This is a genomic window from Nostoc sp. PA-18-2419, assembly GCF_005869855.1.
Lineage (GTDB): Bacteria > Cyanobacteriota > Cyanobacteriia > Cyanobacteriales > Nostocaceae > Nostoc.
Genome location: NZ_SZNH01000010.1, coordinates 157,380 through 182,267 on the forward strand (window position 1 = coordinate 157,380; position 24,888 = coordinate 182,267).

Here is a 24,888-nt window from a genome sequence, read left to right on the forward strand (position 1 = left end):
CTTCCCACCTCCCCATCTCCCCATATCCACAGAGGGGTCCCACCTTCCCCATCCCCTTATCTCCCCATCTCCCGAATTATGAACACCTTCGAGATTACTATCCAACGCAAATCAGGAAATAACTGGCCAATTGTCGTAGAACACAGCCGATTTGGGGAACTCCTGCCATTGCGCTCGGAAGGTACTCTCGAACTAACTGGTGAAAATTTACAGCAGCTAATTAGTTTTCTCGGACAGCCCAAAGACTACGGTAGGTTACTCGGAAAAACGCTATTTCGAGATGATATACGTGATGCCTTTGTCGGTGCTATGCGCGAAAGCGAGGAACCACTGAGAATGTTGCTTTTTATTGAAGCATCAGATTTAGAATTAAGAACTTTACGTTGGGAAAAGCTCTGCGCTCCCATCGATGGGGAATGGGAGTTATTAGCACTAAACCAGCGAGTGCCGTTTTCTTTCTACATTCCGGCAATTACTGATCGCCGCTTTCCCGCCATTGGGCGACGAGACTTGCGGGCGTTGCTGTTAGTTGCTAGTCCCAGCGATTCCCAGAAGTATAAATTAGCCGAATTTGATGTTGAAGCCAGCGTTAATAGCGTCAAGTCTGCACTAGGGGAAATACCTTGTGATGTCCTGGCAACAGTTCCTGGAGCCATTGGTTTACCAACGATAGACGAACTGTGTACCCAATTGAGCGATCGCAATAAACAGTACACCATATTGCATTTTGTCAGTCATGGCAGAGTACAGAGTAATGGTGAAACTGTCGTCTACTGGTCAAAAGCTGATAATACAGTAGAAGCGATCGCTGCGACACAGTTACTAGAGCGGTTGCGCCCATTACGTGGAGCTAAAGGGCTACCACACTTTACTTTTCTTTGTACTTGTGAGAGCGCTAGTCCTGATGCAGAAGGGTCTTTAGGAGGATTAGGGCAAAGATTAGTCCGGGATTTGGGGATGCCTGCGGTGGTAGCAATGACCGATAAAGTCACCATCAAAACAGCCCAAACTTTAATAGAGAACTTTTATAAACAACTTAGAGCATCCGGAGAGGTGGACTCTGCTTTACATGAAGCAACAGCTGCTTTAGCAAAGCGCGGTGATATTACAGTTCCAGCATTGTTTAGCCGCTTAGGTGGGCGACCCTTATTTAGTGACAAACTCGACCGCGAACTAACTAATGCCGAAATCGAACATGGTTTACAACGTTTAGGGGAATTGTTACCACAAAGAGCGCCAATACTGCAACCAAAATTCGAGATTCCTGCCCAGAAACTAGAAAACATCTTAGGGGCAGATGTTGCAGCATTAAGCAAACAAGCCCGTCAGGAACGAGAGCAGGTATTAGAGGAGATAAATAACCTCTGTGAGGAAATACTTGACCTCAGCTTTAACGCACTGGCGTTAGATCAACAACCACCCATCTATGATTCTCGGTGTCCGTTCCGGGGCTTATATCCTTTCCGAGTGGAAAACCGGGAATTTTTCTTTGGGCGAGAACAACTCATTATCCAACTGCAACAAAAGTTGACTGAACACAACTTTTTAGCTGTGTTGGGTGCTTCAGGTAGTGGTAAGTCATCGGTAGTTTTAGGGGGTTTAATACCGCTGCTACAGGAAAAACAACCTGATTTGCAGTTGGCATATATGACACCAAGCTCTCATCCTATAGAAAAACTACAAACTAGTCTTTCGCCAGTCCAAGGGCAATCTTCAATATTAATAATCGACCAATTTGAGGAATTGTTTACCCTGTGTGCTGATAAAACTGAGAGAGTGACTTTCATCGAAAAATTGTTAAGCCTAATTCCATTCCAAAAAGTTATCGTCACGATGCGGGCAGATTTTTGGGGTGAGTGCGCTACCTACCGTAATTTAAAAGATTTAATGGAAGTTAGGCAAAAACTCATCGGCCCGATGGATGCAGGGGAATTGCGGAAAGCGATGGAAATGCAAGCTGCCCAAGTCGGGTTACGCTTTGAAGCAGGCTTGAGCAACTCGATTCTGGATGATGTGCAAGGTGAACCAGGAGCAATGCCACTACTGCAACATGCATTGTTAGAGATGTGGAAGCGACGACATGGTAGATGGTTGCAGTGTGTGGAGTATGAAGCGATCGGTGGGGTAAAAATGGCGATCGCTCAAACTGCCGATGATGTTTACAATGTTTTATCAGCCTCAGAACAAGACCAAGTTAAGAATATCTTTATTCGCTTAACCCGCTTGGATGAAAGCGCCTTGGAAGGAGAAAAACGCCGGGACACCAGACGACGAGTTTGGCTAGATGAACTAGTGCCTGCGGGTAGTGATTTAGCAAGTACCAAACAGTTGGTGCAGCAGTTGGCTGGTGAAGGGGCGCGATTGGTAGTTACGAGTGTAGACGAGTCTACAAATCGTCAAGAGGTGGAAGTTGCTCATGAAGCCTTAATTCGCTATTGGCCGCGGTTGCTCAAATGGTTAGATGAGAATCGGCTCAATTTACAACTGCGTGAAACTATCCGTCAGGCAGCTTTGGAGTGGGAAAAGCAGCAAAAAGACGAGAATTATTTGGTACATCGGGGTGGAAGATTAGAAGATGCTCAGATGTTGGCGAAACGTACTAGTTTTCTCAACCAGTTAGAGGCTGACTATGTTACTGCTTGCAGAGAATTGGCCCAACGCCAGCAAAAGGAAAAAGAAGCGCGTCGTCGTCGAGAAATTAGGATAGCTTGGGGAGTAGCTGCTAGCTCGATTGTAGGCTTGATTGTGACTGCTAGCTTGGGATTCATGGCTTTATCTGAAAAACACCAAGTTGAAAAAACTAAAGCTGAGGCTTTAGGTCGATATTCCTTATCACTCTCTGATTATCATCAAGATTTGGAAGCACTAGTCGAAGGAATCAAAGCCGGAAAAATCTTGCGACAGCAAAACTTTAATCAACCCTTGGTTATAGAAGCATTGCAGAGAGTAGTTGATCGCATCAGAGAACGCAATAATTTGACTGGACATCTAAGTAGTGTAAATAGTGTAGTCTTCAGCCCAGACGGTAAAATTCTCGCCTCCGGTAGTGATGACGGAACTATTAAACTTTGGGATTTAAACGGTAAGGAATTGCAAACCTTCAAACAGGATCAAAAACAAGAGGTTAAAAATGCTGTCTTCAGTCCAGATGGTAAAACTCTAGCTAGTGTTAGTGCTACTACTCCCGATCCTACTAATGTAGACGATCGGACTATCTGGCTCATCAAACTCTGGAATTTAAACGGCCACAACCTAAAAACCTTTTCTTTGAACACAGTGGTTAAAAGCATTGTCTTCACTCCAGATAGTAAAACCCTGCTGATTGCTAATCAAGATAATACTGTCAACGTCTTGAATTTAAATACACGGCAAATAAAAAAGATTAAATATGAGGGAACTGGAACCGAGGGCAGTATTGTTTTGAGTCCGGATAGTAAAACTGTAGCTATTGCTGATCGCAATAATCTTGTCGAGCTCTGGGATTTAAACGGTAAAAAATTGCAAACCTTGAAAGGGCATCAGGAAAATATCACTAGTATTACTTTCAGCCGCAATGGTAAAAATCTGGCGACTGTTGATGAAGACAAAATTGTCAAAATCTGGGATTTAAATGGCAAGGAGTTGGACGACTTCACACAAACAAACAATCATATCACAAGAGTCTTTTTTAGTCACGATGGTAAAACTCTAGCTATTCCTACTGAGGATAATGCCATTGAACTCCAGAATTTAAAAGGCGAAAAATTAGCAACCTTCAAAGGACATCAGGAAAATATCACAAGTGTTGCCTTTAGCCCAGATGGCAAAACTCTAGCTTCTGCTAGTTATGACAGCACTATTAAACTCTGGGATTTAAATGGCAAGCAACCGCAAAGCTTCAAACGAATTCCAATGGATGGTGATGCTATTTATACTCCGATAGTTGCCTTGAGTCCAGACGATAAAACTCTTGCCTATACTGATATTCATGGTATTATCAAACTTTTGAATTTAAAAGATAAGCAACTACAAACTTTTAAAACTGAAAAAGGTGGTGTGACTAGAGCTAGCTTCAGTCCTGATGGTAAAATTTTCGTCTCTAATAATAGTGAAGACAATACCCTGCAACTGTCAGATTTAAATGGCAAAGAATTGCGAACTCTCACAGGACATCAAGGAAAAATCACAAGTTTTGTTTTCAGCCCAGATGCTACAACTTTGGCATCTGCAAGTGAAGATAAAACTGTTAGACTCTGGAATTTAAATGGTAATGAACTACTAACTTTCAAAGGGCATAAAGAATCGGTCAATAGCGTAGCCTTTAGCCCAGATGGAAAAATTCTCGCCTCTGCCAGTAATGACAATACTATTAAACTCTGGGATTTAAACGGTAATGAATTACGAACGTTCATCGGACATAAAGGAAATGTCAATAGCGTTATTTTTAGTCCTGATGGTAAAACTATCATCTCTGCGAGTGAAGATAAAACTATTAAAATCTGGGATTTAAATGGTAAAGAGTTGCGAACCCTCAAAGGGTATAAAGGAGGAATTAATAGTATTGCTTTCAGCCCAAATGGAAAAATCCTCGCTTCTGCCAGTAATGATAAAACTGTTAAATTATGGGATTTAAATGGAAAGGAATTGCTAACTTTTAAAAATGAAGAAGTTGTGAAAAATATAATATTTAGTCAAGATGGTAAAATTCTGGTTACTTCTGTCAGTAACGCCATCATTGTTTGGGATTTAGACAAGTTCACTTTAAATCCTCTCCTGGATAGTGCTTGTGATTTTACACGGAATTATCTCAAATATAGCCAGGATATATCAGAAGATGACAAGCATTTGTGTGACAGGATCGGCACTTTCCAATAATCTGCTAATTTTAATCAATCTAGTTGTCATTAATATTAATTAAGTTTAATCAAGGATGTAATGGTAAAAAGCAATTTAAAAAATAGTTTATATTTTTATAAATTATTTTTTAACGAATTTTTAAATTATGCAATTAAATTAATTTTCTATTTTATTTTCAAATGCCAAACAAAATAAGTTTTCTTTGTTAGAAAATAGCTATATATTAGCCTATTACTACACAAAAGGATACCAGACAGACTGTGAGTAACTCACGTAGTGGATTCAGCTTAAAAGGGGGCAATATTTACCCCCTTTTTCTCGGTTATTGATATGCTGGCTAAAAACTACTATCTTTAATTACTGCCACACAAACACTTTAGCTTCATATGGTCCAAAATCAGTGGTGATGCCATCATCACCTGCTTCAGCATCATAATTCGCCGTCCATTCGTGCCATGTACCACTGTTAGGAAAGTTAGGAAGATGATAATCACCTAGAAAATTTTCGGAGAAATTTGCTACTACTACTACACGAGAACCCTCATCATTCCAACGGCTATAAGCTAACACTTTTGCTTCTGGATTTTCATGGATGAAATCAATATTTTCTGTGTAGAGAGCTTGATTACTTTTACGGAGGTTAGTTAAGCCTTTATAATATTCAAATAAACCACGATTTAAATCATTACCTAATAGTGTCCAATCAATTTTAGCTGATTCAGGTTGTTTCGGTTTGTACTCACCAAATTCCTCTCCCATCCAAATTAAAGGTACACCAATAGCAGTCATCAGGATAGCAACTCCTAATTTAATCCGCCTAAAAGCTTCTTCATCAAAAATCTCACGGTTTCCTAGTTCTACCATGAGATGATTATGGTCATGATTGGTGAGATAATTTACTACATTAGTAGCACCCAAAAAACCTTGACGTTTACAGTCAATAACATCTTTGAGGCGCTCTAAATCAAATGTATCACCACAAATATGCTCTAAAATGCAGTGATAAAAACTGTCATGCCAGCAACCATCCATCGGTCCATCAAAATTGGTAATGCTGGTAGTTTCAGGAATGTATTCGGCGACATTATAAAAAGGCTTTGGTCCAGCAACATTTTTGGCTTCTTGCACAATCCAGTGCATGAAGTCATAGTTAGCAATTTGTCTGGCTGCGTCATAACGAATACCATCAAGATGATATTGCTGAACCCAATAACGCACTGTATCACCAATAAATTTACGTGCCGGATAAATATCTAAGTTTTCGTCGTAATGTTCATAATTAAACTCAGGCCCCCAGTTATTATCGGGATCGCGAGGCGAGTGATGATACCAATAATCGTGGTCAATTTGTGTTAACGGACCAGATGCTTCTGAATGGTTGTAAATACCATCAATAATTACACGAATGCCTCTACCATGACACTCATCAATTAAATTTTTCAATCCAGGAGTGGAACCATAGCTAGATTCTGTCGCAAAGAAGTGGCGGGGATTGTAACCCCAGCTATAGTCACCAGGATATTCTTTTAGTGGCATCAACTCAATAGCGTTGATTCCCAATTCTGATAAATAATCTAACTTCTCTACTACATGTTTGTATTTGCCTCGTGCATAAGGGTCGTCTTCACCACCAGAAAAATCACCAACATGCAGTTCATAAATGACTAATTCACGGTCAGCAGGTAAGGGTTTATCATCATGTTGCCAAACATAGGTATCAGTAATTCTTTTTCCATCTTTGATACAGACAACACCATCATCTTTTCCCCCCATTTCATCTATATCAGTTGCATAGGGATCTGTGACATCAACCCATTGTTCTGGCTCAAAAAACCATGAATTTGATTGGACGCGGAATTTATATTGATAAACGCCGTCTTCTAATTCAACACTTGTGCGGAAATAACCATCCTCACCTTTCTCCATTGCAATTTCTTGCCAATCAGAAAAAGAACCAATTAATGCGGCTCCTTTATTGTAGGGTGCAAATAAGTTAAATTCAATTGGCTTTGCCATAGAAGTGTCTGTAAGATCAAGGATTCATAAAAGCATTTTCTAATGATTAATTAAAATTGCAAATCACTCTATAGAATGAATTGAATAAGTAATGCTTCTACCTTCAGGAAGAATTAATTGATGAATTTTAAATTAGCTATTTTTTGAATTCTAACTTTTGTTATTCTTTTAATTAAAAATTTCTCATAAAAATAAAATAACTTTTGTGGAAACAGATGTTAAAAGAAGAAATAAATACGTTGAACATTTTTTGTAATGTTATTTAAATTAGTTAATATTTAAACTAATTTAAATTAGTTTATAAAAATTTATTTCATGTTTTTAGATGTTTAACTATTAATTAATTTGCTCACTATTTTGTTGTAGATAACTTAACAACCAACTGGCTGCCGTTGCTCTGCGAGTTTGCCGAGGGCCAAATTCACCAATTTTGTAACCTTTGAAGCCTAGTTTTTGCTTAAGTAATTGTTTATTTTCAGTAGGAATGGAACGAGTTAACTTGACTGTTGCAGGGCGAGAGTCAATAAAATCTGGTGGTTGTGGATACTCATTGTGCCATTCTGGTGCAACTTGGCTAGTGTCCCATTGTGTAGTTGATGGGTTATAACGATAGCCTAAATAATGCCATAGCAACTGATTAACTGTCGCATCATCTAGTTCCTCGTTGAGAATTGCCCAAATTGTATTTGTATTCAGTGGTGGCAGATTAGACATAAGTACGTAATAATTGAGCACCCATAAATCAGAATATAATAAAACTTTGATACCTAAGCTTAATAATTTTGAAAAAAATTATTAGGCTATAGCACACTTGATTATCGCAGCCAAAATAAGCGCTGCAATCAAGACACTTAACAGAGCAACTAGATATATTGCAGCCAAGATAAAAATCAAGAGTGCGATTAACTTCGCAACTTCAACGTAAAAACAGGTTGTGTATACAAAACTAGGTAGACTGGAAATCGTAAAGAATAGACCAGTCTATGCACAATCCTACACCACCGCCAAAGATCGTCCGCGCCCATGTATTTATTTCTGGGCAAGTCCAAGGAGTGGGCTTTCGCTACGCCACCATCGATACGGCTACCCAGTTAGGATTAACTGGTTGGGTGCGGAATCTCCCCGAAAGTCGAGTAGAAGCAGTTTTTGAAGGGGCGCGACAGGTTGTAGATGAAATGGTTCGCTGGTGTCACTCTGGGCCGCCTGCTGCTGTAGTAAAAGAGGTTTTGGTGGAGTACGAAGAACCAGAAAACTTACGAGGATTTGAAGTTAAGCGGGGTAAATAATTAGAGATTGGGCAAATAGGGCATTGGTTATGCACAAAAGCGTCCCTGGAAGAAATTGCATTTGGGAACTCTAAGAAATAAATTATCCTGTTTGAAGTTGATCAGTGATGACTGTTAACTAGTTGACTGGGAACAGTGGGATATTTTTTATTTATCAGTCCCTTTTTTCTAGATGTAAAGAAACATTTCTATTTGTTGAAAGACAAATGACAAATGACAAATGACAAAGTGCAAAGATTTTCACAGCCAAAGAGACAGTAAGGGGAGCGATCGCTGTTTGCTATCGCTAAAATTGGGGTATAAATGCCAGATTTTTGAATGCAACCCCCTTTCAAGGGATATGACGATGGCTTCAAAGAAATCATTACACTTAAGTTAGTTGCCCTGCTAGCATTGACCGTCCCATAGAATCGATGACTCAACAAACTTCAAGAATCTGCATCCTTGGTGGAGGCTTTGGTGGTCTCTACACAGCCTTGCGTCTAAGCCAGTTACCTTGGGAATCTACGCAAAAACCCGAAATTGTTTTGGTAGATCAAAGCGATCGCTTTTTATTTTCTCCCTTTCTTTACGAATTACTCACTGGCGAACTGCAAACCTGGGAAATTGCTCCACCATTTACAGAACTTTTACAGACTACGGGGGTGCGTTTTTATCAAGGAGTGGTATCGGGAATTGATATCGACCAGCAACAAGTAGATTTACACGAAGGGCCCCAAATCTCTTATGACAGATTAGTGCTGGCGTTAGGAGGAGAGACACCGCTAGATTTAGTACCTGGCGCAACAGCCTACGCTTATTCATTTCGGACAATTTCTGACGCCTATCGTTTAGAAGAACGCCTGCGATTTTTAGAAGAATCCGCTGCTGATAAAATTCGAGTGGCGATCGTTGGGGCTGGCTACAGTGGTGTAGAGTTAGCTTGTAAGTTAGCCGACAGACTCGGTGAAAGAGGACGCTTTCGGCTCGTTGAAATCGCCGACCAAATCTTGCGAACTTCCCCAGAATTTAACCGTGAAGCAGCAAAGAAAGCTTTAGATGCGCGTGGCGTGTTTCTCGATTTAGAAACCAAAGTAGAATCAATCGGACAAGATACCATCTCTCTAGAATATAAAAATCAGGTAGATACAATTCCCGTCGAATTAGTAATTTGGACTGTGGGAACCCGAGTTGCACCAGTAGTAAAATCGCTTCCCCTCAAGCAGAATCAGCGCGGTCAAATCAGCACTACATCAAATCTGCAAGTCTTCGAGCATCCAGAAATCTTTGCCTTAGGAGATTTAGCAGACTGTCATGATGCACAAGGACAGCAAGTCCCCGCTACCGCTCAAGCAGCTTTCCAACAAGCTGATTATGCTGCTTGGAATATCTGGGCTTCTTTTACCAATCGTCCCTTACTTCCCTTCCACTATCAACACTTAGGAGAAATGATGGCATTGGGGACAGACAACGCCACCCTCACTGGCTTAGGAATCAAGCTAGAGGGGCCTTTGGCATACATCGGTCGTCGTCTTGCTTATTTATATAGGTTGCCAACTTTAGACTATCAACTCAAAGTTGGTTTTAATTGGCTAGTCCGTCCTATTATAGAAACACTTTCTAAATAAGCATTGGGTATTGGGAGTGGGGAGATGGGGAGATGGGGAAAGAACTCAACCCCACCAACCTACCACCCCACACTGCCAATGCCCCAGTCCCCATTATGGAACAACCAAAAGTTATTTTTTTAGATGCTGTGGGCACACTCTTTGATGTTAAAGGCAGTGTGGGTAAAGTTTACAGTCAGATAGCTGAGGAATTCGGCGTTAGAGTTTCTGCCGACACATTAAATACAACCTTCACCCAAAGCTTTAAAGCAGCGCCGCCGCCCATATTTCCAGATGCAGAACTAGAAGATATTCCCCAGCGTGAGTTTGATTGGTGGCGGATAGTTGCCTTGAACACTTTTGAACGTGCAGGTGTTCTCAAGCAATTTTCTGATTTTTCAGCTTTTTTTAGTGAATTGTATATCCACTTTGGGACTGGAGAACCGTGGTTTGTCTATCCTGATGTCATACCAGCTTTAATGAACTGGCGACACTTGGGAGTTACTTTAGGGGTGCTGTCCAATTTTGATTCTCGGATTTACTCTGTATTGCAAAGTTTGGGATTGAGAGATTTTTTTAGCTCTATCACCATTTCTACTCAGGTGCGTGCAGCTAAACCCGATCCTCAAATTTTTGCTATTGCCTTAAACAAACATAAATGTTCTCCAGAGGCAGCATGGCATGTTGGGGATAGCATCGTTGAAGATTATTACGGAGCTAAAGGAGCTGGTTTGAGAGGTGTTTGGATTAATCGTGGGAAATGACCTTTGATAGGGATGTCATCTGGGTCTAAAAATTCAAAATAATCTTCTAATTGCATTCATTTACCTCTGTAGAGTCTTTTACCACTATCGTAATTCCCGTTGATTAGTTCCCAGGCTATAGTCGAGGTACTGTTGCTGCATTTTTTCTCATTCTTTAAGGGTGAGGAATAAAAAAACTTCGCTAATAAAGGAAGACAAAGCAATTCCTAAATACGAGCTATTTTTGTGATTGTAGAGAAAAACAAATCCTACAATCATTACTCACTATTGCCAACCACTGAAGACGCTTTTGGGATCTACGAGTACCTAAAGCAAGTGGGCAACACAGCTAAAGGAGTTCAGCCAATGATGCCCCTATTTGGAAAGAAATAGATATGCGGCATGAGAATTGAGGTTTTGAACTCCATTAATGAGTGTTTTAGCTTCATTAATGAGTATTTGAACTCCATTAATGAATATTTGAACTCCATTAATGAGTATTTGAACTCCATTAATGAGTATTTGAACTCCATTAATGAGTGTTTGAACTTCATTAATGAGCTTTTGAACTTCATTAATGAGCTTTTGAACTTCATTAATGAGTGTTTGAACTCCATTAATGAGCTTTTGAGAGAAATGACGGACTCTCTGGCATTGCTGAGTGAAAGTATGAATTTGTCTCACGCAGAGGCGCAGCGGAAAGTCTGAGCGGAGGTTTCCGACGCTCGCAGCAGACTCGCTAACGCTGCGCTATCCGTTGGCGCAGCCCGCCGAAGGCATCGAAACTTTCTAAGACACAAACGCAGAGAATAGGAGTTTGAGAGATTAAATTTTTCACATTCATTCTTCAATTCAGCAATGCTGACTCTTTATATTGACTTGTCTGTTAATCACCAGTCCCTAATGCCTAATGCTCAATGCTGCCCTAACACCCGTATGATCGAGATATCAGCAAAATCATAACAACCAGATTTTTACCGTAAAACATGGGCAGTATTTGGGAAATCGATTTTTACTCTCGTCCGATTTTAGACGCCAACCAAAAAAAAGTTTGGGAAGTCTTAGTCTGTGAAAGTCCGTTGGATACCAACACAAAAGCAGATTCTTTATTTCGCTATGCTCAATATTGCCCCAGTACCCAGGTAAATTCGGGCTGGTTGCGGACTGCATTGCAGGAGGCTATTGACCAAGCAGGAAAAGCGCCAATTAAAATTCGCTTTTTCCGTCGCCAAATGAATAATATGATTACCAAAGCTTGCCAAGACTTGGGGATTCCCGCCCAGCCTAGCCGCCGTACTTTGGTTCTCAATCAATGGTTAGAACAGCGGATGCAAGAAGTGTATCCTCAAGAACCTGGGTATCAAGGCGGAACTAATCCCTCAGTGCGGTTGGAGAAACCTTTGCCGCAACGTTTGCCAGATGCTTTGGAAGGACAGCAGTGGGTATTTGTGAGCTTAACAGCTGAAGATTTAGCACAGATGCCAGAGTGGGAAATTGACTTTGGTGAAGCTTTCCCACTAGAGTTTGCACAAGTATCACCTGAAACCCGTATTCCTGGTGTTTTGATTTTCTCATCTAGAGCGTTGCCTTTGGCGGGCTGGATGTCTGGTTTGGAGTTGGCTTTTTTAAAAGCTGACACTAGTGAAGAAGCGAAGTTGCTTTTAGAAACTGGTGTTACTGAAAGCTGGATTGTGGCAAATATCAAAAAACCTCAAACTTTAGCAGAAGCCAAAGGTTTTGAACAAGCCAAGCAAAAAGCTAATGGAGTGCATTTTCTAGGCGTGCAGTCCAATCCTCAAGCTGAATCATTTGCTGGTTTTTGGCTGTTGCAAGAGGTTAATCTTTGAAAATGGGGGATGGGCAGATGGGGGGATGGGCAGATGGGTGGATAAGGGGTAATGGGGGGAATAACTAAGGACTAATGACAAAGGACTAATAAACGAAAATTGCGATCGCCTAAGAAACGTTAAGACATGACAATGATTTGGGATAATTATCTGCGTCCATTAGTGTGGATCTGCGGTTTCAAATTGCAACTGCTAAGACGCGCTGATGATGTTTGGATAATTATCTGCGTCTGTTGACGTTAGATAGGCTGTTCAAAATCCACAATTCATTAAGGGTCATGGATTCTGAAAATTTGTCAGAAGATACACTAGCAGAAGAACTGCTGGAACTAGCGATCAAATCTGGAGCAGAAGCCGCTGAGGTGTATCAGTCGCGATCGCTTTCTCGTCCGGTGTTTTTTGAGGCAAACCGACTCAAGCAGCTAGAAACTAGCCAATCTGAAGGTATAGCACTGCGGCTTTGGCGAAATGGGTGTCCTGGACTAACGGTGGCTTACGGTTCTGTCCCACCCTTGGCGATTGTGGAAAAAGCTTTAGCTTTGAGTCAACTTAATCAACCGGAACTAGTGGAATTAGGCTCTAATTTTCAGCCATTGTACCCAGATTTGGGAAAAAGTGTGCCGATAGAGGTTTTGGTAGACTGGGGCAAGGAAGCGATCGCCTTGATTCGGGATGCCTATCCTGATGTTATCTGCAATGGCGACTGGGAATGTGATATCGAAGCCACAAGACTGGTTAACACTAAAGGTTTAGATTGCCACTACAGTGATACTACCCTTAGTTGCTACATATCCGCAGAATGGGTGCGCGGTGATGATTTTTTGAATGTTTCCGATGGTCAAACCAAGCGGGGCGAACTCCACCCACAGAGATTAGCTAACCAAATTTTACAGCGGCTAATTTGGGCAAAAGAAAATGTTTCATCTCCCAACGGTCGCGTCCCAGTTTTGTTTACTTCTAAAGCCGCCGATATGCTTTGGGGTAGTGTGCAAGCAGCTTTGAGTGGCAAGCGAGTTTTAGAAGCAGCTTCCCCTTGGACAGAACGTCTGGGTAGCCCAGTCACAGCATCTAGCCTTACACTCTACCAAGATCCTCAGGCCGGCCCTTACAGTTGCCCTTTTGATGATGAAGGCACTCCCACTCAATTTTTAGTATTTATTGAAAACGGAATTTTAAAGCATTTCTATGGCGATCGCACCACCGGAGGTCAACTGGGTACTCACACCACGGGAAATGGTTTTCGCCCTAGTTTAGGCAGCTATCCCACCCCTGGTTTATTTAATTTTCTCATCCAGCCCGGTTCGGCATCGCTACAAGAGTTGATTAAACAACTAGATGATGGCTTAATTGTGGATCAAATGCTCGGTAATGGCGGCACTATTTCTGGAGATTTTTCAATCAACGTTGATTTAGGCTACCGCGTGCAAAATGGCCATGTAATTGGACGTGTTAAGGATACGATGGTTGCAGGTAATGTATACACGGCTCTCAAGCAACTAGTTACACTCGGGAACGATGCCGATTGGAATGGTTCTTGCTATACTCCATCGCTAATCGTAGAAGGATTATCCACCACGGGGAGAAACAATTAAAAATTCTGGTGTTGCTTACTTAAGGGATGATTCTTGTAGTGTAAGCCGAAAATACAAGGGACGGGCTTTTTGGACTATCCCACAAAACCATCAAAATCATGCCATCAATCAGCAACACCAAAATTCTCAATTTATAGCAAGTAACAGGTTTTGCAAGTGGTAAATGTTGTGTTTGATTCATTGAAAGTTTAATCAATCATTTTTGAATAAGACAATAAATTTGACATCATGTCGTATTTACCTATCTTCCAGCGCTTTCGGCAACTATTACACTTGCAGCGCTTTCGGCAAGTCTTACAACCACGGCGTCGTTTAGCAATCTTTGAAGCTTGCCTGATTGGTTTGGTTTCGGGTCTGGCAGCAGTCTTACTTAAATCGGGGGTGGGATTGCTAGGTGCTTGGCGAGTGCAGACATCGCTGCTATTACCAGCTTGGTTCGTCTTACCAGGTATCGGACTTGCCTTTGGATTCCTAGCAGGATGGCTGGTTGAGCGGGTAGCACCAGAAACTTCTGGTAGCGGTATTCCTCAGGTTAAAGCAGTGCTGGCGCGGATACCAATTGCTCTGGATTTGCGGGTTGCTCTGGTCAAATTAGTCGGTGGTATTCTGGCACTGGGTTCTGGACTAGCTTTAGGGCGGGAAGGACCAACAGTTCAGGTGAGCGCAGCTTTAGCATCTCAACTGAGTCAGTGGTTTCCTACTTCACCAGACCACCGACGCCAGTTGATTGCTGCTGGTGCAGGAGCAGGGTTAGCGGCTGCCTTCAATGCGCCGATTGCAGGTGTGTTGTTTGTAGTAGAAGAACTGTTACAGGATTTCTCAGAATTTACTCTGGGCACTGCAATTCTGGCTTCTTTTATCGGTGCCGTTGTCTCGCGGGTATTGGGTGGTCGCAGCTTAGACCTTAATCTGACATTAACTGCTCCCAACACAGATTTTTTTGTTCAAGATATCCCCTTCTATTTGTTGTTGGGAATTGTGGCTGGGTTGATGGGGGCGCTATTTAATCGCGGGATTATTACCAGCTTAACTTTTTACCGACGTTCTCTACGTTTTGGATTACCTGCTCGTGTAGCACTAGCTGGGTTGGTGTCTGGGGTGATTGTGGCATTACTACCGTTAGCGTTTCGAGATAACACGGGACTGCGGGAAATTTTAATTACAGGTGAGGCTAGCTGGTCGGTAGCGGCGATCGCCTTTTTCTCCCAGTTTGTCCTTACCCTCGTAGCCTATGGCTCTGGTGTGCCAGGAGGATTATTTGCTCCTGCTTTGACTCTTGGGGCTGCCCTTGGCTACTTAGTGGGTATGGCAGAACACAGTCTATTCATTCCTTTTGGAATCGCCAGTGGATTACCAATTACTTATGCGTTGGCAGGAATGGGCGCATTTTTTACTGCGGTTGCCAGAGTGCCAATCACGGGGATAGTAATTGTGTTTGAAATGACTACAGATTTCAACTTAGTACTGCCCTTAATGATTGGCTCTGTAACGTCGTATCTAGTGGCCGACAAGTTAGTGCCAGGATCGCTATACGACAAACTTTTAGAGTGGAATGGGATAATTATCGAAAAAGCTGCACCTCCGGGGGGGATTATGACAAATTTGACAGCCAAAGATGTCATGCAGCAACAAGTAGAAACTCTGGATACACAGATGCCTTTAGATGAAGTGATACAGGCATTTGCCCGTTCCCACCATCGGGGCTTTCCAGTAGTAGAGGATAGCAAGCTTGTAGGGATTGTGACGCAATCAGATTTACTAAATATCCGCGAGCGCAACTTGCCAAACGATACTGCCTTAGGGGAAATTATGACTGCGGCTCCGGTAACAGTCACACCAATCCACACCCTAAGCAATGTACTGTATTTACTCGACCGCTATCAAATCAGTCGCTTGCCAGTGGTGAATGGACGAAAACTGATTGGGATTATTACGCGTGCAGATATTATTCGGGCGGAAGCAGACCATCTTAATGCTGATGACAGAACCTTAAAACTGCGACCAGAACCTTCGTATGTAGTTTATCAAACGCGATCGCCCAGCATTGGTAGAGGTAGATTATTAGTCCCAGTGGCTAACCCAGAAACAGCAGCGATTTTATTACAAATGGCAGCAGCTATCGCCCGCGATCGCCATTATGAAATAGAGTGCATCCAAGTAATACTAGTGCCACGCCACAGTTCCCCATCTGAAACACAAGTCAAGACAGCAAAAAGTCGCCGCCTGCTCAGACAGGCAGAAGTCTTAGCAAAAAAATGGCAAATTCCCCTACATACACAAATCCGAGTTACCCATGATGTCGCCCAAGCAATTTTGGAGACAATCAACGAACAACACATTGACCTCATTTTAATGGGATGGAAAGGTAACACATCTACCCCAGGTCGGATTTTTGGCACTGCTGTAGATACCGTAATTCGCCAGGCCACTTGCGAAGTAGTTTTAGTCAAATTAGGCAAAACTACCAACTCTCCATTACCTACAGCCCACTTCAACAGCTGGCTAGTCCCGATGGCTGGCGGCCCCAATTCACAAGTAGCGATTAAATTGCTTCCGGCTTTACTCACCTTGGGGAATCAACCACAAATTCGCCTGACACAGGTGTTTAAGCCATCTGAGTCGCAGCCAAACATGACAGTTTTAGAAAATAGTATGCGTCAATTAATGCGTCGCTATAAATTATCTAAGACTATTCTTGCTGTCCCAATACAAGCTGATTCAGTTGCCCAAGGTGTGATTAAATTAGTTAAAACCGAAGGTTACGATGTTGTAGTTTTGGGAGCTTCGCGTGAGGGATTGTTGCAGCACGCGATTCAAGGTAATATTCCAGAAGCGATCGCCTCTGGTGTGGAAAGTACAGTAATTCTGGTCAGAAGTGCGATTAATAATAAAGTCTAAGCTGGTATAGAAACTTGGCTTCAAGGATGTTTGAAAAGTATTGCCTGAAACACCAAAACCCTCAGAACTTAGCCCCTTACTCCCCAATACTCACGAGGTAATGGGGGTTTTAGTTTTACTCCTGCCTTGCACTATACTTTAACAAGTCAAGACTAATAGCTACTAAATAATTTAGCTAAATTGGCGCGAAATTGGCTAAATTCATAAGCTTCAATGGTTTTTTGTTGTAAGTATTCTGGTTGATAAATCACCGGGTTAGAGCAATCACCTTGGAGAATTTGAATAAGATTATCGGCAATTTCTTCGACGTTATCAGGGTCAACTAAACATCCCAATTTGCCCTCAGCTAATGGATCTATAGAACCATCTTGATTACCTGCCAATACAGGTTTACCACAAGCTAAAGCTTCTAAATAAACAATACCAAATCCTTCTCCTTTGCTAGGCATAGCAAAAACATCACAGAGATTGTAATGAGCGCACAATTCTTCATCTGGTACAAATCCAGCAATAGTAATACTATCTTGGAGGTTTAAGCTATTAACTAAAGTTTGAATTCGAGGTAAATCATCTCCCTTACCTACTAAAAGAAAATGAACATTTGGAATTTGCGATCGCACTTTAATTAAAGCATGAATAATTTGGTCATAACCCTTATATTTTGCCATGCGTCCCAGCCGCGTTACTGTGAGAATTACAGGCTGTTCATCTTTTAAGTTATATCGTTTGAGTAAGTGGGTAGGTTTAGGTTTTATTTCAAATTGATTGGCGTCAAATGTATTAGGTAAAAGCACTATTTTGTCACCATCAATCTGAATTTCTTGAAGCAAGCGCTGGCGAGTATAATTACTAACACTAATCACTTTATCTGCTTTTTGTAATGCTAATTTTGTCATCTTGTTCTCAATATCCCAAACTTCTAAACCATGAGCAACAACCCAGTAAGGAATTCCAGCAATTAGTTTGAGAATATAACAAGCAGTGGCATAGTTAACATGAGTTGATATAACTATATTGGGACGATGTAAAATAGCCAACATAATTATTTTACTAGCAAATATAATATTTTGTAAAAGGTTTGGTAAATCTCCAAAATAATGAAATTTTGTTGAACTTAAAAACTGCAAATTTGAGCGCTTTTTTAAATTTTGCTTGTCATATTTGAGAAACACATCATAATTAGCTTCTGGATATAAATCTTGCAATGCTTTGAGCAAAAACATTGAGTAAACTTGAATACCTCCCTTAAAACCAAACATATTGGGAAATATCAAGTTGAAATGGCACTGATTTCTGGTATTTCTTTTTAGCATTGTAACTAACTTGACTTGTTTGATTGCACGAAAAAATATTTTCGAGAATTAATAGCTGCTGTCAGAAAATAAAACTCAATCGTTGTAAAAGTATAATCTTCAGCAAAAAAATCTAGAATTTGAGATGCTAAAAACATCACAATTGAAATAATTGCTATTTTTTAAACTTTTAATAGTGGTCGGGTAGATTAGGACATAAACTGAGGATTAAATCCTGACACCAAATAACTTTTAAATTTATTACTTCTTATTGCCTGCTAGCAAATTTTTAATTCTGTCGAGGATATTATCACAAAACTCTTTGCCACCGATATCAACTTGACAATGAATTAACTCTCAGCAATTTTTAGTGAATTGTCTGCCAAATTTTTAAAATATTTTCACCACTTCCACCGCCAGCAATAGTCTGTCCATCTGGGCTGATAGCTACTGCATAAATATATCCAGAACCAGTTTCTAAAGTGCGGATTTTTTCCCCTGTGACTGGATTCCATAATTTGATGGTTTTATCACTGCTACCACTAACAAGGGTGATGTTATTTGAAGGTGTGCTTGGCAAAAAGGCGACGGAATTAATCTTATCATTATGTCCCTTTAAGGTGTGCATTAGCTTTCCCGTCTCCAGATTCCACAATTTAATTGTTTTGTCATTGCTGCCACTGGCAAGGGTTTTGCCATCGGGAGCAAAAGCAACTGAAAGAATCGCCCCGCCATTTCCCTTTAATGTGCGGATTAACTTTCCTGTCTCCAGATTCCACAATTTTATTGTCTTGTCCCAACTACCACTGGCAAGGGTTTTGCCATCAGGACTGAAGACTACAGATTGAACGCCATTGGTATGTCCTTGGAGAGTGCGGATTAACTTTCCTGTCTTGAGATTCCATAGTTTTATTGTCTTGTCCTTACTAGCACTACCACTAGSGAGAGTTTCGCCATCAGGACAAAAACTCACCGAGGTTACTCCATCAGTATGTCCTTGGAGAGTGCGAATTAACTTTCCGGTTGCTAAATTCCATAATTTGATTGTTTTGTCTGCACTCCCACTGGCGAGGGTTTTGCTATTAGGACTGAAAGCTATAGTCCAAATCCAATTGGAATGTCCTTCGAGGGTGCGGATTTCTTGTTTAGTTGCCAAATTCCATAGTTTTATTGTCTTATCATCACTAGCACTACCAAGAGTTTTACCATCAGGACTGAAGGCTACAGAATTCACGTCACTAGAATGCCCTTTGAGAGATTTGGCAAGATAAGAATTTTCTAAGACGTTTTTTTGAGAAGTGACAGGCTGAGAAATCGGTTGAGAAAACTCGCTAATTTCAGGCGAACGAGTTTGGAAATACCAAACTCCTCCCAATCCCAATACCAAAATGCTAGTACCCAACAGTAGTTTACTTTTGAGCTTGTTATTTAATTTTGGTGAAACTAACGTCGTTTCTGCCGAAGAAGTCGTGAATGTTGGTGTAAGTATAGTTGGGGGGACTAATGGCAATGGTGGTGATAGGCTAGGTGTTAAATCAGCGATGACTTCTTCGGCCGATTGATAACGCTTTTCGATATCTGCTTGCAACAGCTTATCCAAAATTTCAGCCAACTCTACAGACACAGAAATCCTGTCTCTACCAGGACTATTTAAATATTGCTGCCAACATCTAACCCAACCGTAACCTTGGTGTATCCACAATTGAGATGGGCGAACCCCTGTCAGTAGATGAAAACAAGTTGCCCCCAAGCTGAATAAATCACTGGCTGGGTAAGCTTTGCCTTCTTGCATTTGTTCCAGTGCTGTGTAACCGTGTGAGCCAATGACAGTGCCAATTTTAGTGTGCACAGTTGCTGTTAGCTGCTTAGAGGCTCCAAAATCAATTAACACTAATCGCCCGTCACTTTGACGGCGAATAATATTTTGTGGCTTGATATCCCGGTGGATTACTCCCCGTACATGAATAAACGTCAGCAAGGGCAGTAAATCTAACAAAAGTTCTCGAATTTGTATTTCGTTATAGTTTCCCCGCGTCCCCCATTCCTTGAGTAAGTTTTGTCCGTCAATAAACTGTTGTACTAAAAATAAATAGCCATTTTGCTCAAAATAAGCCAATAAAGTTGGAATTTGCGGATGTTCTGCCAGCTGTTGAAGTCGGCTGGCTTCTTGTTTAAATAGTTCAACGGCCTTTGTTAGTGGCCCAGTTCCGTGAAGTTTTGGTGCAAATTGCTTGACAACACAGCATTCATTTAGTTTATGTACATCTTCTGCCAGATAGGTTCTGCCAAATCCGCCCTCATCTGACAACACCTGAGTGGGACGATAGCGACCTCCCAGTAGGGGTAGCAATTCGGCTTGACAACTGTGACAATAGTTGTTTTTATCAGGATTCAGGGGTTTTTGGCAATCGGGATTCACACAACAAACCATACTGGGAATCCATTTCCATATTGGGGTATATATTCATCTTAAGTCATGCAGTATAATCTCTCTTGTTAGTCAATTTCACCGAGATAGCATCCAAATCGCCAATTTTCTCACATTATCAGGTATTTAACAATTTAAATAACTTAAAAAAGTTTTGTTTTAATGATGCATTTTGATGAATTAATTTGGTGTCAATCGGAAATATTTATGTGTACATTCTCGATTTACTAGTCCAGCAGCATTTGCCTGAGTTTGGCAAAAATATCTCAGCAAAAATCCGAAAACCAGTAATTTCAGTTTGTAGCTCAGTATATACTTACTAATTTATGATTTACTCTAGGAGTCTAAACTGAGATAAGAATTTAGAACTTAAAATAGTTAAAGAATTAAGAAGCTAAATTTAAATTTAGTATCACAATATCAAATTGATTTACTGATAAAAAACAAAAAACATGAAATTAAACCCTTAAATCCAGAAATTTTTTCCAAATTAGGAGCGTAATTATGTTAGTAGAAAACAACTATTGTCGCAAATTAACTTACATTTTAATTTGTTGCTTGAGTAGTAGTTTGTTAATCACCAATAATGTGCTGCCTATCAGTGCTTTAGTAAAATCTCAGAATTCTCAAGACTTTTTAATCGCTAAATCACCAGATGAGAGACAGCCAGAAGCAGTAGAAAAAGGAATTGAGCAAATTCCTGCTTCTCAAGCCTCAATATCTCCGAGACGAAAGCAATCTATTGAGTCACCAATACAGAATCGCGGTATATCGTCTAACACAGAAAATTCTCAGCGCTCCTCTAGTGCTTCAAATAATAGCTCTGGCTCTAGCTCGTCTGGACGTAGAGCTTCTTACTCAAATAGCAATCGTGCCAGTAGTAACTCTGGCTCTAGCTCGTCTGGACGTAGGGCTTCTTACTCAAATGCTAATCGTTCTAACGCTGGCTCAAGGACAGTTCGCAAGCCAACTCAAAACGTAACTACAGTTAACACCCGAAGTATTGAGGATTCACCGACACCTACTTACAAAGAGATTAACTTTGTAGATGTCGCATTGGGTATTCTAGATAAAAATGACTTTCGCTCTCAAGGTAGATATTTTAATTTCTACGAGTTTGAGGGTAGAGAAAATCAATTAGTCCAAATTAGACTTGTTGGTAGTAATGATACGCGCAGAACAAATAACTTAAGTTTAAAACCCTTATTATTTCTGCACGATCCTGATAATAATATCATTGTTAAAAAAGGTAGTTCGGACAAAAATAGTGATGGTGATGATGCATTCATTTTTGCACGATTACCTGTGAATGGTACTTACAAAATTGCAGTTACTAGTCAAGATACTGGAGAAATAGGTCGCTATAGTTTGGCTCTAAGGAATGATAGAGCTAGCTATACTTTAGATGAATCAGGTCAACTAACTGCCAAAAGTTCAACCTTGAAACAAAATGGAGGAGCTTACAATGTTTCTAATTTTCAAGGGAGAAAAAATCAGCTTGTAAGTATTCGTGTAGATAGTGTTGATGAAGAGTTTTCTCCTTACGTAACCTTGCTCAATTCTAAAGGACAGACCATCGCTGTAGATAAAGACAAAGACAAAGGTGGCGTGTATACTGCTTTAATTGACCGAGCTAGGTTACCTGAGGATGATACTTACTATGTAGTTGTTACTTCCAAGAATCCACAGGAACACGGTAAATATAGATTGACTATTTACTGAGGTAATTTGGTTCATTTGTCAGTTAATACATCAATGTGATTTAATTTGTCAAAATGTCTAAATCTCCGACTTATCAAAGAAGTGAAGGAGCTAATTTTTTACTAAGTTAGTTGAGTGTTGCTAATAAAATAGCTACTCAACTAACTTTGTATTTAATTCAGATGAAACCTGCTGTGACTCTAAATCTCACAAAATATCTGCCAACTTTACCAACAGACTATTTGCTAAATCCACTAACCTGATGTCATCCGTGGGCTCAATATTTCTATCACTATTTAATAGATTTGTCACAGCAGACAACCTGTCATTTACTTCAAAATTGCTCCAATATTCTTCTAAGTTTACTGCAAAATCAAATAGCGATCGCTCTTCCAAATATTGCCTGACTCTTACAGCTACATTATCATCACTTACCAAAAATTCTTTAATAGCATCTAATCGAGAATTACCTAAGATTTCATCATTTCCCCAGGTTTCTAACCAGTCTCCATTTACATCTTCAACATAAAAGTTGACAAAATCAACGCCGTAAGTTAACCAGTTCTGCTGCATTTGTCTAGCTGTTGCTAAAGCTTGGACAAAATTATTTACATCGTTGTAAGTATGAGTTTCTCTTTTATTAGCCATAAAAGCTGTAATGAGCAGGTAAGTTATGTAGGCTAGAATACAAATCTTGTAAATCAAAATCCGGAGGGGATTAGAAAAACTTTAAATATTTGCCACCAGAAAGATAATCACTGTTATACAAAGCTACATTGACTAATTGGTTAACAAAATTACTATCCTTGGGATTGTAACTTAAGAACAATCCTCTTTCTATTTCCCATGATCGCAGTGTATTTTGCCAAGCTTGGTACTTTTGTTGATTAAGTTCTTCACTGACACTGGTAACTTGAATGCAAAGTGGTTGATTGTTACGATTACTAACAATTAGATCTGTCGCCATAGAGAGGTCGGCAATATAACGCTGCCAAAAACTACCTTCTCGCTGAACAATATCTTGAGCTATATTTCTAATAATATCATCATCACCTTGATTAAATTCACCTGCCATTAATTTTTGTTTCCAAATATAAAATTTGGAATCATTTGCATTAATCCATTTTGGAAAAAGGTAACCATACCAGTATCTTTCAATGGGCGTCATTTGCTCAAATTTTGCTTTTTGTTCTTCTGATGAAGGTGAGGATTTTATGATCAGCCAAATTGTAGAATCCGTAATTACTTCTAAGAGAAAAGCAAGGACAAAAGGTTTAGCCGTCAAAGAACCCGGTTTGATATTCTTGACCCAACGATTGATTTCATCTAATCTTCTCGCTAAATTAGGATCTATCGAGTCAGCTTGCTCGATGAGGGACTTGAGTTTATCCTTAATCTCTTTTGCTTGCAAACGATGCCCTACTTTCAAAAATTAATACTTTTTTAACAATTACTCACTAGCGATTGTCAGCTTTGTGTTTAGCTCTAAATCTCCATCATACGCCTTAGCTGACTATTTACGATAAATTTTAGATTTCAAATTTGGGATTTTGGATTCGGGTTTTTTGTTACTCCTATAAAGAAGTCATATGTTCTGTATATTTTAGACAGAATAAATTTCAAAGATGCTCTTGGAGTGTGATCGCAAATTTAAAATTTCCAAGCCCCGCACGGCGGTTAGCTTTACTCAGAGAGATACTCCGCAGGGTTTCCAAGAGTTGTAAGAACTGGACTCAGACCCCAAGACCCTTCGGGTTCGTCAGTCACCTGTAAAAGGATTTCCCTCCCGCACTGCTTCACCTTTGACTGTTTCAACAAATTTATATTTAATTTTAACGTAAAGTGTCTATGTGAATTTACCCATTTAATTAAATATTCTCAGGGTTAATGCCTTGTGAACGCAAAAATTCACGGAGTCTAGCAATTTCTTGTTGTGCTTGTTGAGCGCGTTCTTCTGCTTGTTCGGCACGTAAACTTTCTTGTTGGGCTAGTTCTTCAGATGATAGTATCAATTGATTTTCAGTAGTAAATAATCTTAATTTACCTTCATAAACTCCCAAATAAAGTTCTAACTGCTGACTCCATAAACGGCCATCAGTGGTGAGTTGAATTTCTTGATACTTTCCATCTACTAGATGGAATCCCTGAAATTCCATTGTTACCGGATTAAACCAGAAATAATCCGGTGTGCGGAAAGTATCTTGGTAAACTTGTTTTTTGAAGCCTTTATCAACTGCTGCTGTTGAATTTGACAAAATCTCTACAATTACATTTGGATATTTGCCGTCTTCTTGCCAAACTACCCAACTTTTACGGTCTTTTTTCTCGGTTCCTAAAACTACAAAAAAGTCTGGACCACGGAAGTATTCTGATTTTTTCTGGTTAGGACTGTAGTAAATTGTCAAATTCCCAGAAGCATAAAAATCTTGCCTTTCTCGCCACCACGATTTCAGCAGGCGAATCAGCAAATCTATTTGGTCTCGGTGTAGGTCACTTTCCAAGGGTGGTTCGTCACTCGGTATATCGCCAGGAGGAAATATAACTTCATCTACTGAAGTATCATCACGGATGAATTCTAAGGTAGCAGGTTCAGACATAAGCGATCGCCCCGCAATTCTAGGTCAACAGCCACTTTGTAAGAGAGAGTGGTTACTAATTCAAAC

Annotated in this window: 16 protein-coding genes; 8 read left to right on the plus strand and 8 right to left on the minus strand. The window is 40.4% G+C overall.

What is annotated here, in order from left to right; translation table 11 throughout:
* The first annotated feature begins 78 nt into the window (after positions 1–78).
* A complete protein-coding gene (locus tag FCR06_RS13055) occupies positions 79–4,854 on the plus strand; it encodes an eIF2A-related protein (protein ID WP_138500249.1) in 4,776 nt (1,591 codons plus the stop codon).
* A gap of 339 nt (positions 4,855–5,193) precedes the next feature.
* On the opposite strand, the gene FCR06_RS13060 is transcribed toward FCR06_RS13055, so the two are convergent.
* Positions 5,194–6,852, minus strand: coding sequence for an alpha-amylase family glycosyl hydrolase (locus tag FCR06_RS13060; RefSeq protein ID WP_138500251.1), 1,659 nt, complete (start codon positions 6,850–6,852; stop codon positions 5,194–5,196).
* Positions 6,853–7,188: 336 nt separating this feature from the next.
* Complete coding sequence (locus FCR06_RS13065; RefSeq protein WP_138500253.1) at positions 7,189–7,566, minus strand: DUF1823 family protein; 378 nt, start codon at positions 7,564–7,566, stop codon at positions 7,189–7,191.
* A 269-nt stretch (positions 7,567–7,835) separates the two neighbouring features.
* Here FCR06_RS13065 and FCR06_RS13070 point away from each other — a divergent pair, with 269 nt between their 5' ends.
* The 5 genes from FCR06_RS13070 (at position 7,836) to FCR06_RS13100 (ending at position 13,906) form a co-directional block, all read left to right on the plus strand.
* Positions 7,836–8,138, plus strand: coding sequence for an acylphosphatase (locus FCR06_RS13070; protein ID WP_138500255.1), 303 nt, complete (start codon positions 7,836–7,838; stop codon positions 8,136–8,138).
* Between the two features lie 413 nt (positions 8,139–8,551).
* Entirely contained in the window at positions 8,552–9,745 is a 1,194-nt protein-coding gene (locus FCR06_RS13075; protein ID WP_138500257.1) for an NAD(P)/FAD-dependent oxidoreductase, read from the plus strand.
* Positions 9,746–9,840: 95 nt separating this feature from the next.
* Positions 9,841–10,488 (plus strand): HAD-IA family hydrolase, encoded by a 648-nt coding sequence (locus tag FCR06_RS13080; protein ID WP_138500388.1) that lies wholly within the window; start codon positions 9,841–9,843, stop codon positions 10,486–10,488.
* Between the two features lie 965 nt (positions 10,489–11,453).
* On the plus strand, positions 11,454–12,314 hold the full coding sequence (locus FCR06_RS13095; RefSeq protein ID WP_138500261.1) for a Tab2/Atab2 family RNA-binding protein: 861 nt from the start codon (positions 11,454–11,456) through the stop codon (positions 12,312–12,314).
* Between the two features lie 278 nt (positions 12,315–12,592).
* Complete coding sequence (locus FCR06_RS13100; protein ID WP_138500262.1) at positions 12,593–13,906, plus strand: TldD/PmbA family protein; 1,314 nt, start codon at positions 12,593–12,595, stop codon at positions 13,904–13,906.
* A 19-nt stretch (positions 13,907–13,925) separates the two neighbouring features.
* On the opposite strand, the gene FCR06_RS32595 is transcribed toward FCR06_RS13100, so the two are convergent.
* Positions 13,926–14,087, minus strand: a complete 162-nt coding sequence (locus FCR06_RS32595; RefSeq protein WP_189523405.1) for a hypothetical protein — start codon at positions 14,085–14,087, stop codon at positions 13,926–13,928.
* Between the two features lie 47 nt (positions 14,088–14,134).
* Between FCR06_RS32595 and FCR06_RS13105 the strand changes: the two genes are divergently transcribed.
* Positions 14,135–16,804 carry a chloride channel protein gene (locus tag FCR06_RS13105; RefSeq protein ID WP_138500264.1) on the plus strand — a complete coding sequence of 890 codons (2,670 nt, stop codon included), beginning with the start codon at positions 14,135–14,137 and terminating at the stop codon, positions 16,802–16,804.
* A 152-nt stretch (positions 16,805–16,956) separates the two neighbouring features.
* On the opposite strand, the gene FCR06_RS13110 is transcribed toward FCR06_RS13105, so the two are convergent.
* On the minus strand, positions 16,957–18,063 hold the full coding sequence (locus FCR06_RS13110) for a glycosyltransferase family 4 protein (protein WP_223280124.1): 1,107 nt from the start codon (positions 18,061–18,063) through the stop codon (positions 16,957–16,959).
* A gap of 400 nt (positions 18,064–18,463) precedes the next feature.
* Complete coding sequence (locus FCR06_RS13115) at positions 18,464–20,527, minus strand: serine/threonine-protein kinase (protein ID WP_138500268.1); 2,064 nt, start codon at positions 20,525–20,527, stop codon at positions 18,464–18,466.
* 501 nt (positions 20,528–21,028) lie between these two features.
* On the opposite strand from FCR06_RS13115, the gene FCR06_RS13120 reads away from it, so the two are divergent.
* Positions 21,029–22,246: a pre-peptidase C-terminal domain-containing protein gene (locus FCR06_RS13120; protein WP_138500270.1), complete on the plus strand. Its 1,218-nt coding sequence runs from the start codon at positions 21,029–21,031 to the stop codon at positions 22,244–22,246.
* 186 nt (positions 22,247–22,432) lie between these two features.
* Here FCR06_RS13120 and FCR06_RS13125 read toward each other — a convergent pair whose 3' ends face one another.
* The 3 genes from FCR06_RS13125 to FCR06_RS13135 all read right to left on the minus strand — a co-directional run bounded on the left by FCR06_RS13125 (position 22,433) and on the right by FCR06_RS13135 (position 24,822).
* A complete protein-coding gene (locus FCR06_RS13125; protein WP_138500272.1) occupies positions 22,433–22,873 on the minus strand; it encodes a hypothetical protein in 441 nt (146 codons plus the stop codon).
* 70 nt (positions 22,874–22,943) lie between these two features.
* Positions 22,944–23,636 carry a hypothetical protein gene (locus FCR06_RS13130; protein WP_189523408.1) on the minus strand — a complete coding sequence of 231 codons (693 nt, stop codon included), beginning with the start codon at positions 23,634–23,636 and terminating at the stop codon, positions 22,944–22,946.
* A 457-nt stretch (positions 23,637–24,093) separates the two neighbouring features.
* A complete protein-coding gene (locus tag FCR06_RS13135; protein WP_138500277.1) occupies positions 24,094–24,822 on the minus strand; it encodes a Uma2 family endonuclease in 729 nt (242 codons plus the stop codon).
* Between the last annotated feature and the right edge of the window lie 66 nt (positions 24,823–24,888).

What these genes read in the sequence shown, in the direction of transcription:
- FCR06_RS32595 (WP_189523405.1), bottom strand. Translation starts at nt 14,087, where the DNA reads ATGAATCAAACACAACATTTACCACTTGCAAAACCTGTTACTTGCTAT.
- FCR06_RS13055 (WP_138500249.1), top strand. Translation starts at nt 79, where the DNA reads ATGAACACCTTCGAGATTACTATCCAACGCAAATCAGGAAATAACTGG.
- FCR06_RS13110 (WP_223280124.1), bottom strand. Translation starts at nt 18,063, where the DNA reads ATGTTTGGTTTTAAGGGAGGTATTCAAGTTTACTCAATGTTTTTGCTC.
- FCR06_RS13125 (WP_138500272.1), bottom strand. Translation starts at nt 22,873, where the DNA reads ATGGCTAATAAAAGAGAAACTCATACTTACAACGATGTAAATAATTTT.
- FCR06_RS13095 (WP_138500261.1), top strand. Translation starts at nt 11,454, where the DNA reads ATGGGCAGTATTTGGGAAATCGATTTTTACTCTCGTCCGATTTTAGAC.
- FCR06_RS13070 (WP_138500255.1), top strand. Translation starts at nt 7,836, where the DNA reads ATGCACAATCCTACACCACCGCCAAAGATCGTCCGCGCCCATGTATTT.
- FCR06_RS13080 (WP_138500388.1), top strand. Translation starts at nt 9,841, where the DNA reads ATGGAACAACCAAAAGTTATTTTTTTAGATGCTGTGGGCACACTCTTT.
- FCR06_RS13060 (WP_138500251.1), bottom strand. Translation starts at nt 6,852, where the DNA reads ATGGCAAAGCCAATTGAATTTAACTTATTTGCACCCTACAATAAAGGA.
- FCR06_RS13065 (WP_138500253.1), bottom strand. Translation starts at nt 7,566, where the DNA reads ATGTCTAATCTGCCACCACTGAATACAAATACAATTTGGGCAATTCTC.
- FCR06_RS13135 (WP_138500277.1), bottom strand. Translation starts at nt 24,822, where the DNA reads ATGTCTGAACCTGCTACCTTAGAATTCATCCGTGATGATACTTCAGTA.
- FCR06_RS13100 (WP_138500262.1), top strand. Translation starts at nt 12,593, where the DNA reads ATGGATTCTGAAAATTTGTCAGAAGATACACTAGCAGAAGAACTGCTG.
- FCR06_RS13105 (WP_138500264.1), top strand. Translation starts at nt 14,135, where the DNA reads ATGTCGTATTTACCTATCTTCCAGCGCTTTCGGCAACTATTACACTTG.
- FCR06_RS13075 (WP_138500257.1), top strand. Translation starts at nt 8,552, where the DNA reads ATGACTCAACAAACTTCAAGAATCTGCATCCTTGGTGGAGGCTTTGGT.
- FCR06_RS13120 (WP_138500270.1), top strand. Translation starts at nt 21,029, where the DNA reads ATGTTAGTAGAAAACAACTATTGTCGCAAATTAACTTACATTTTAATT.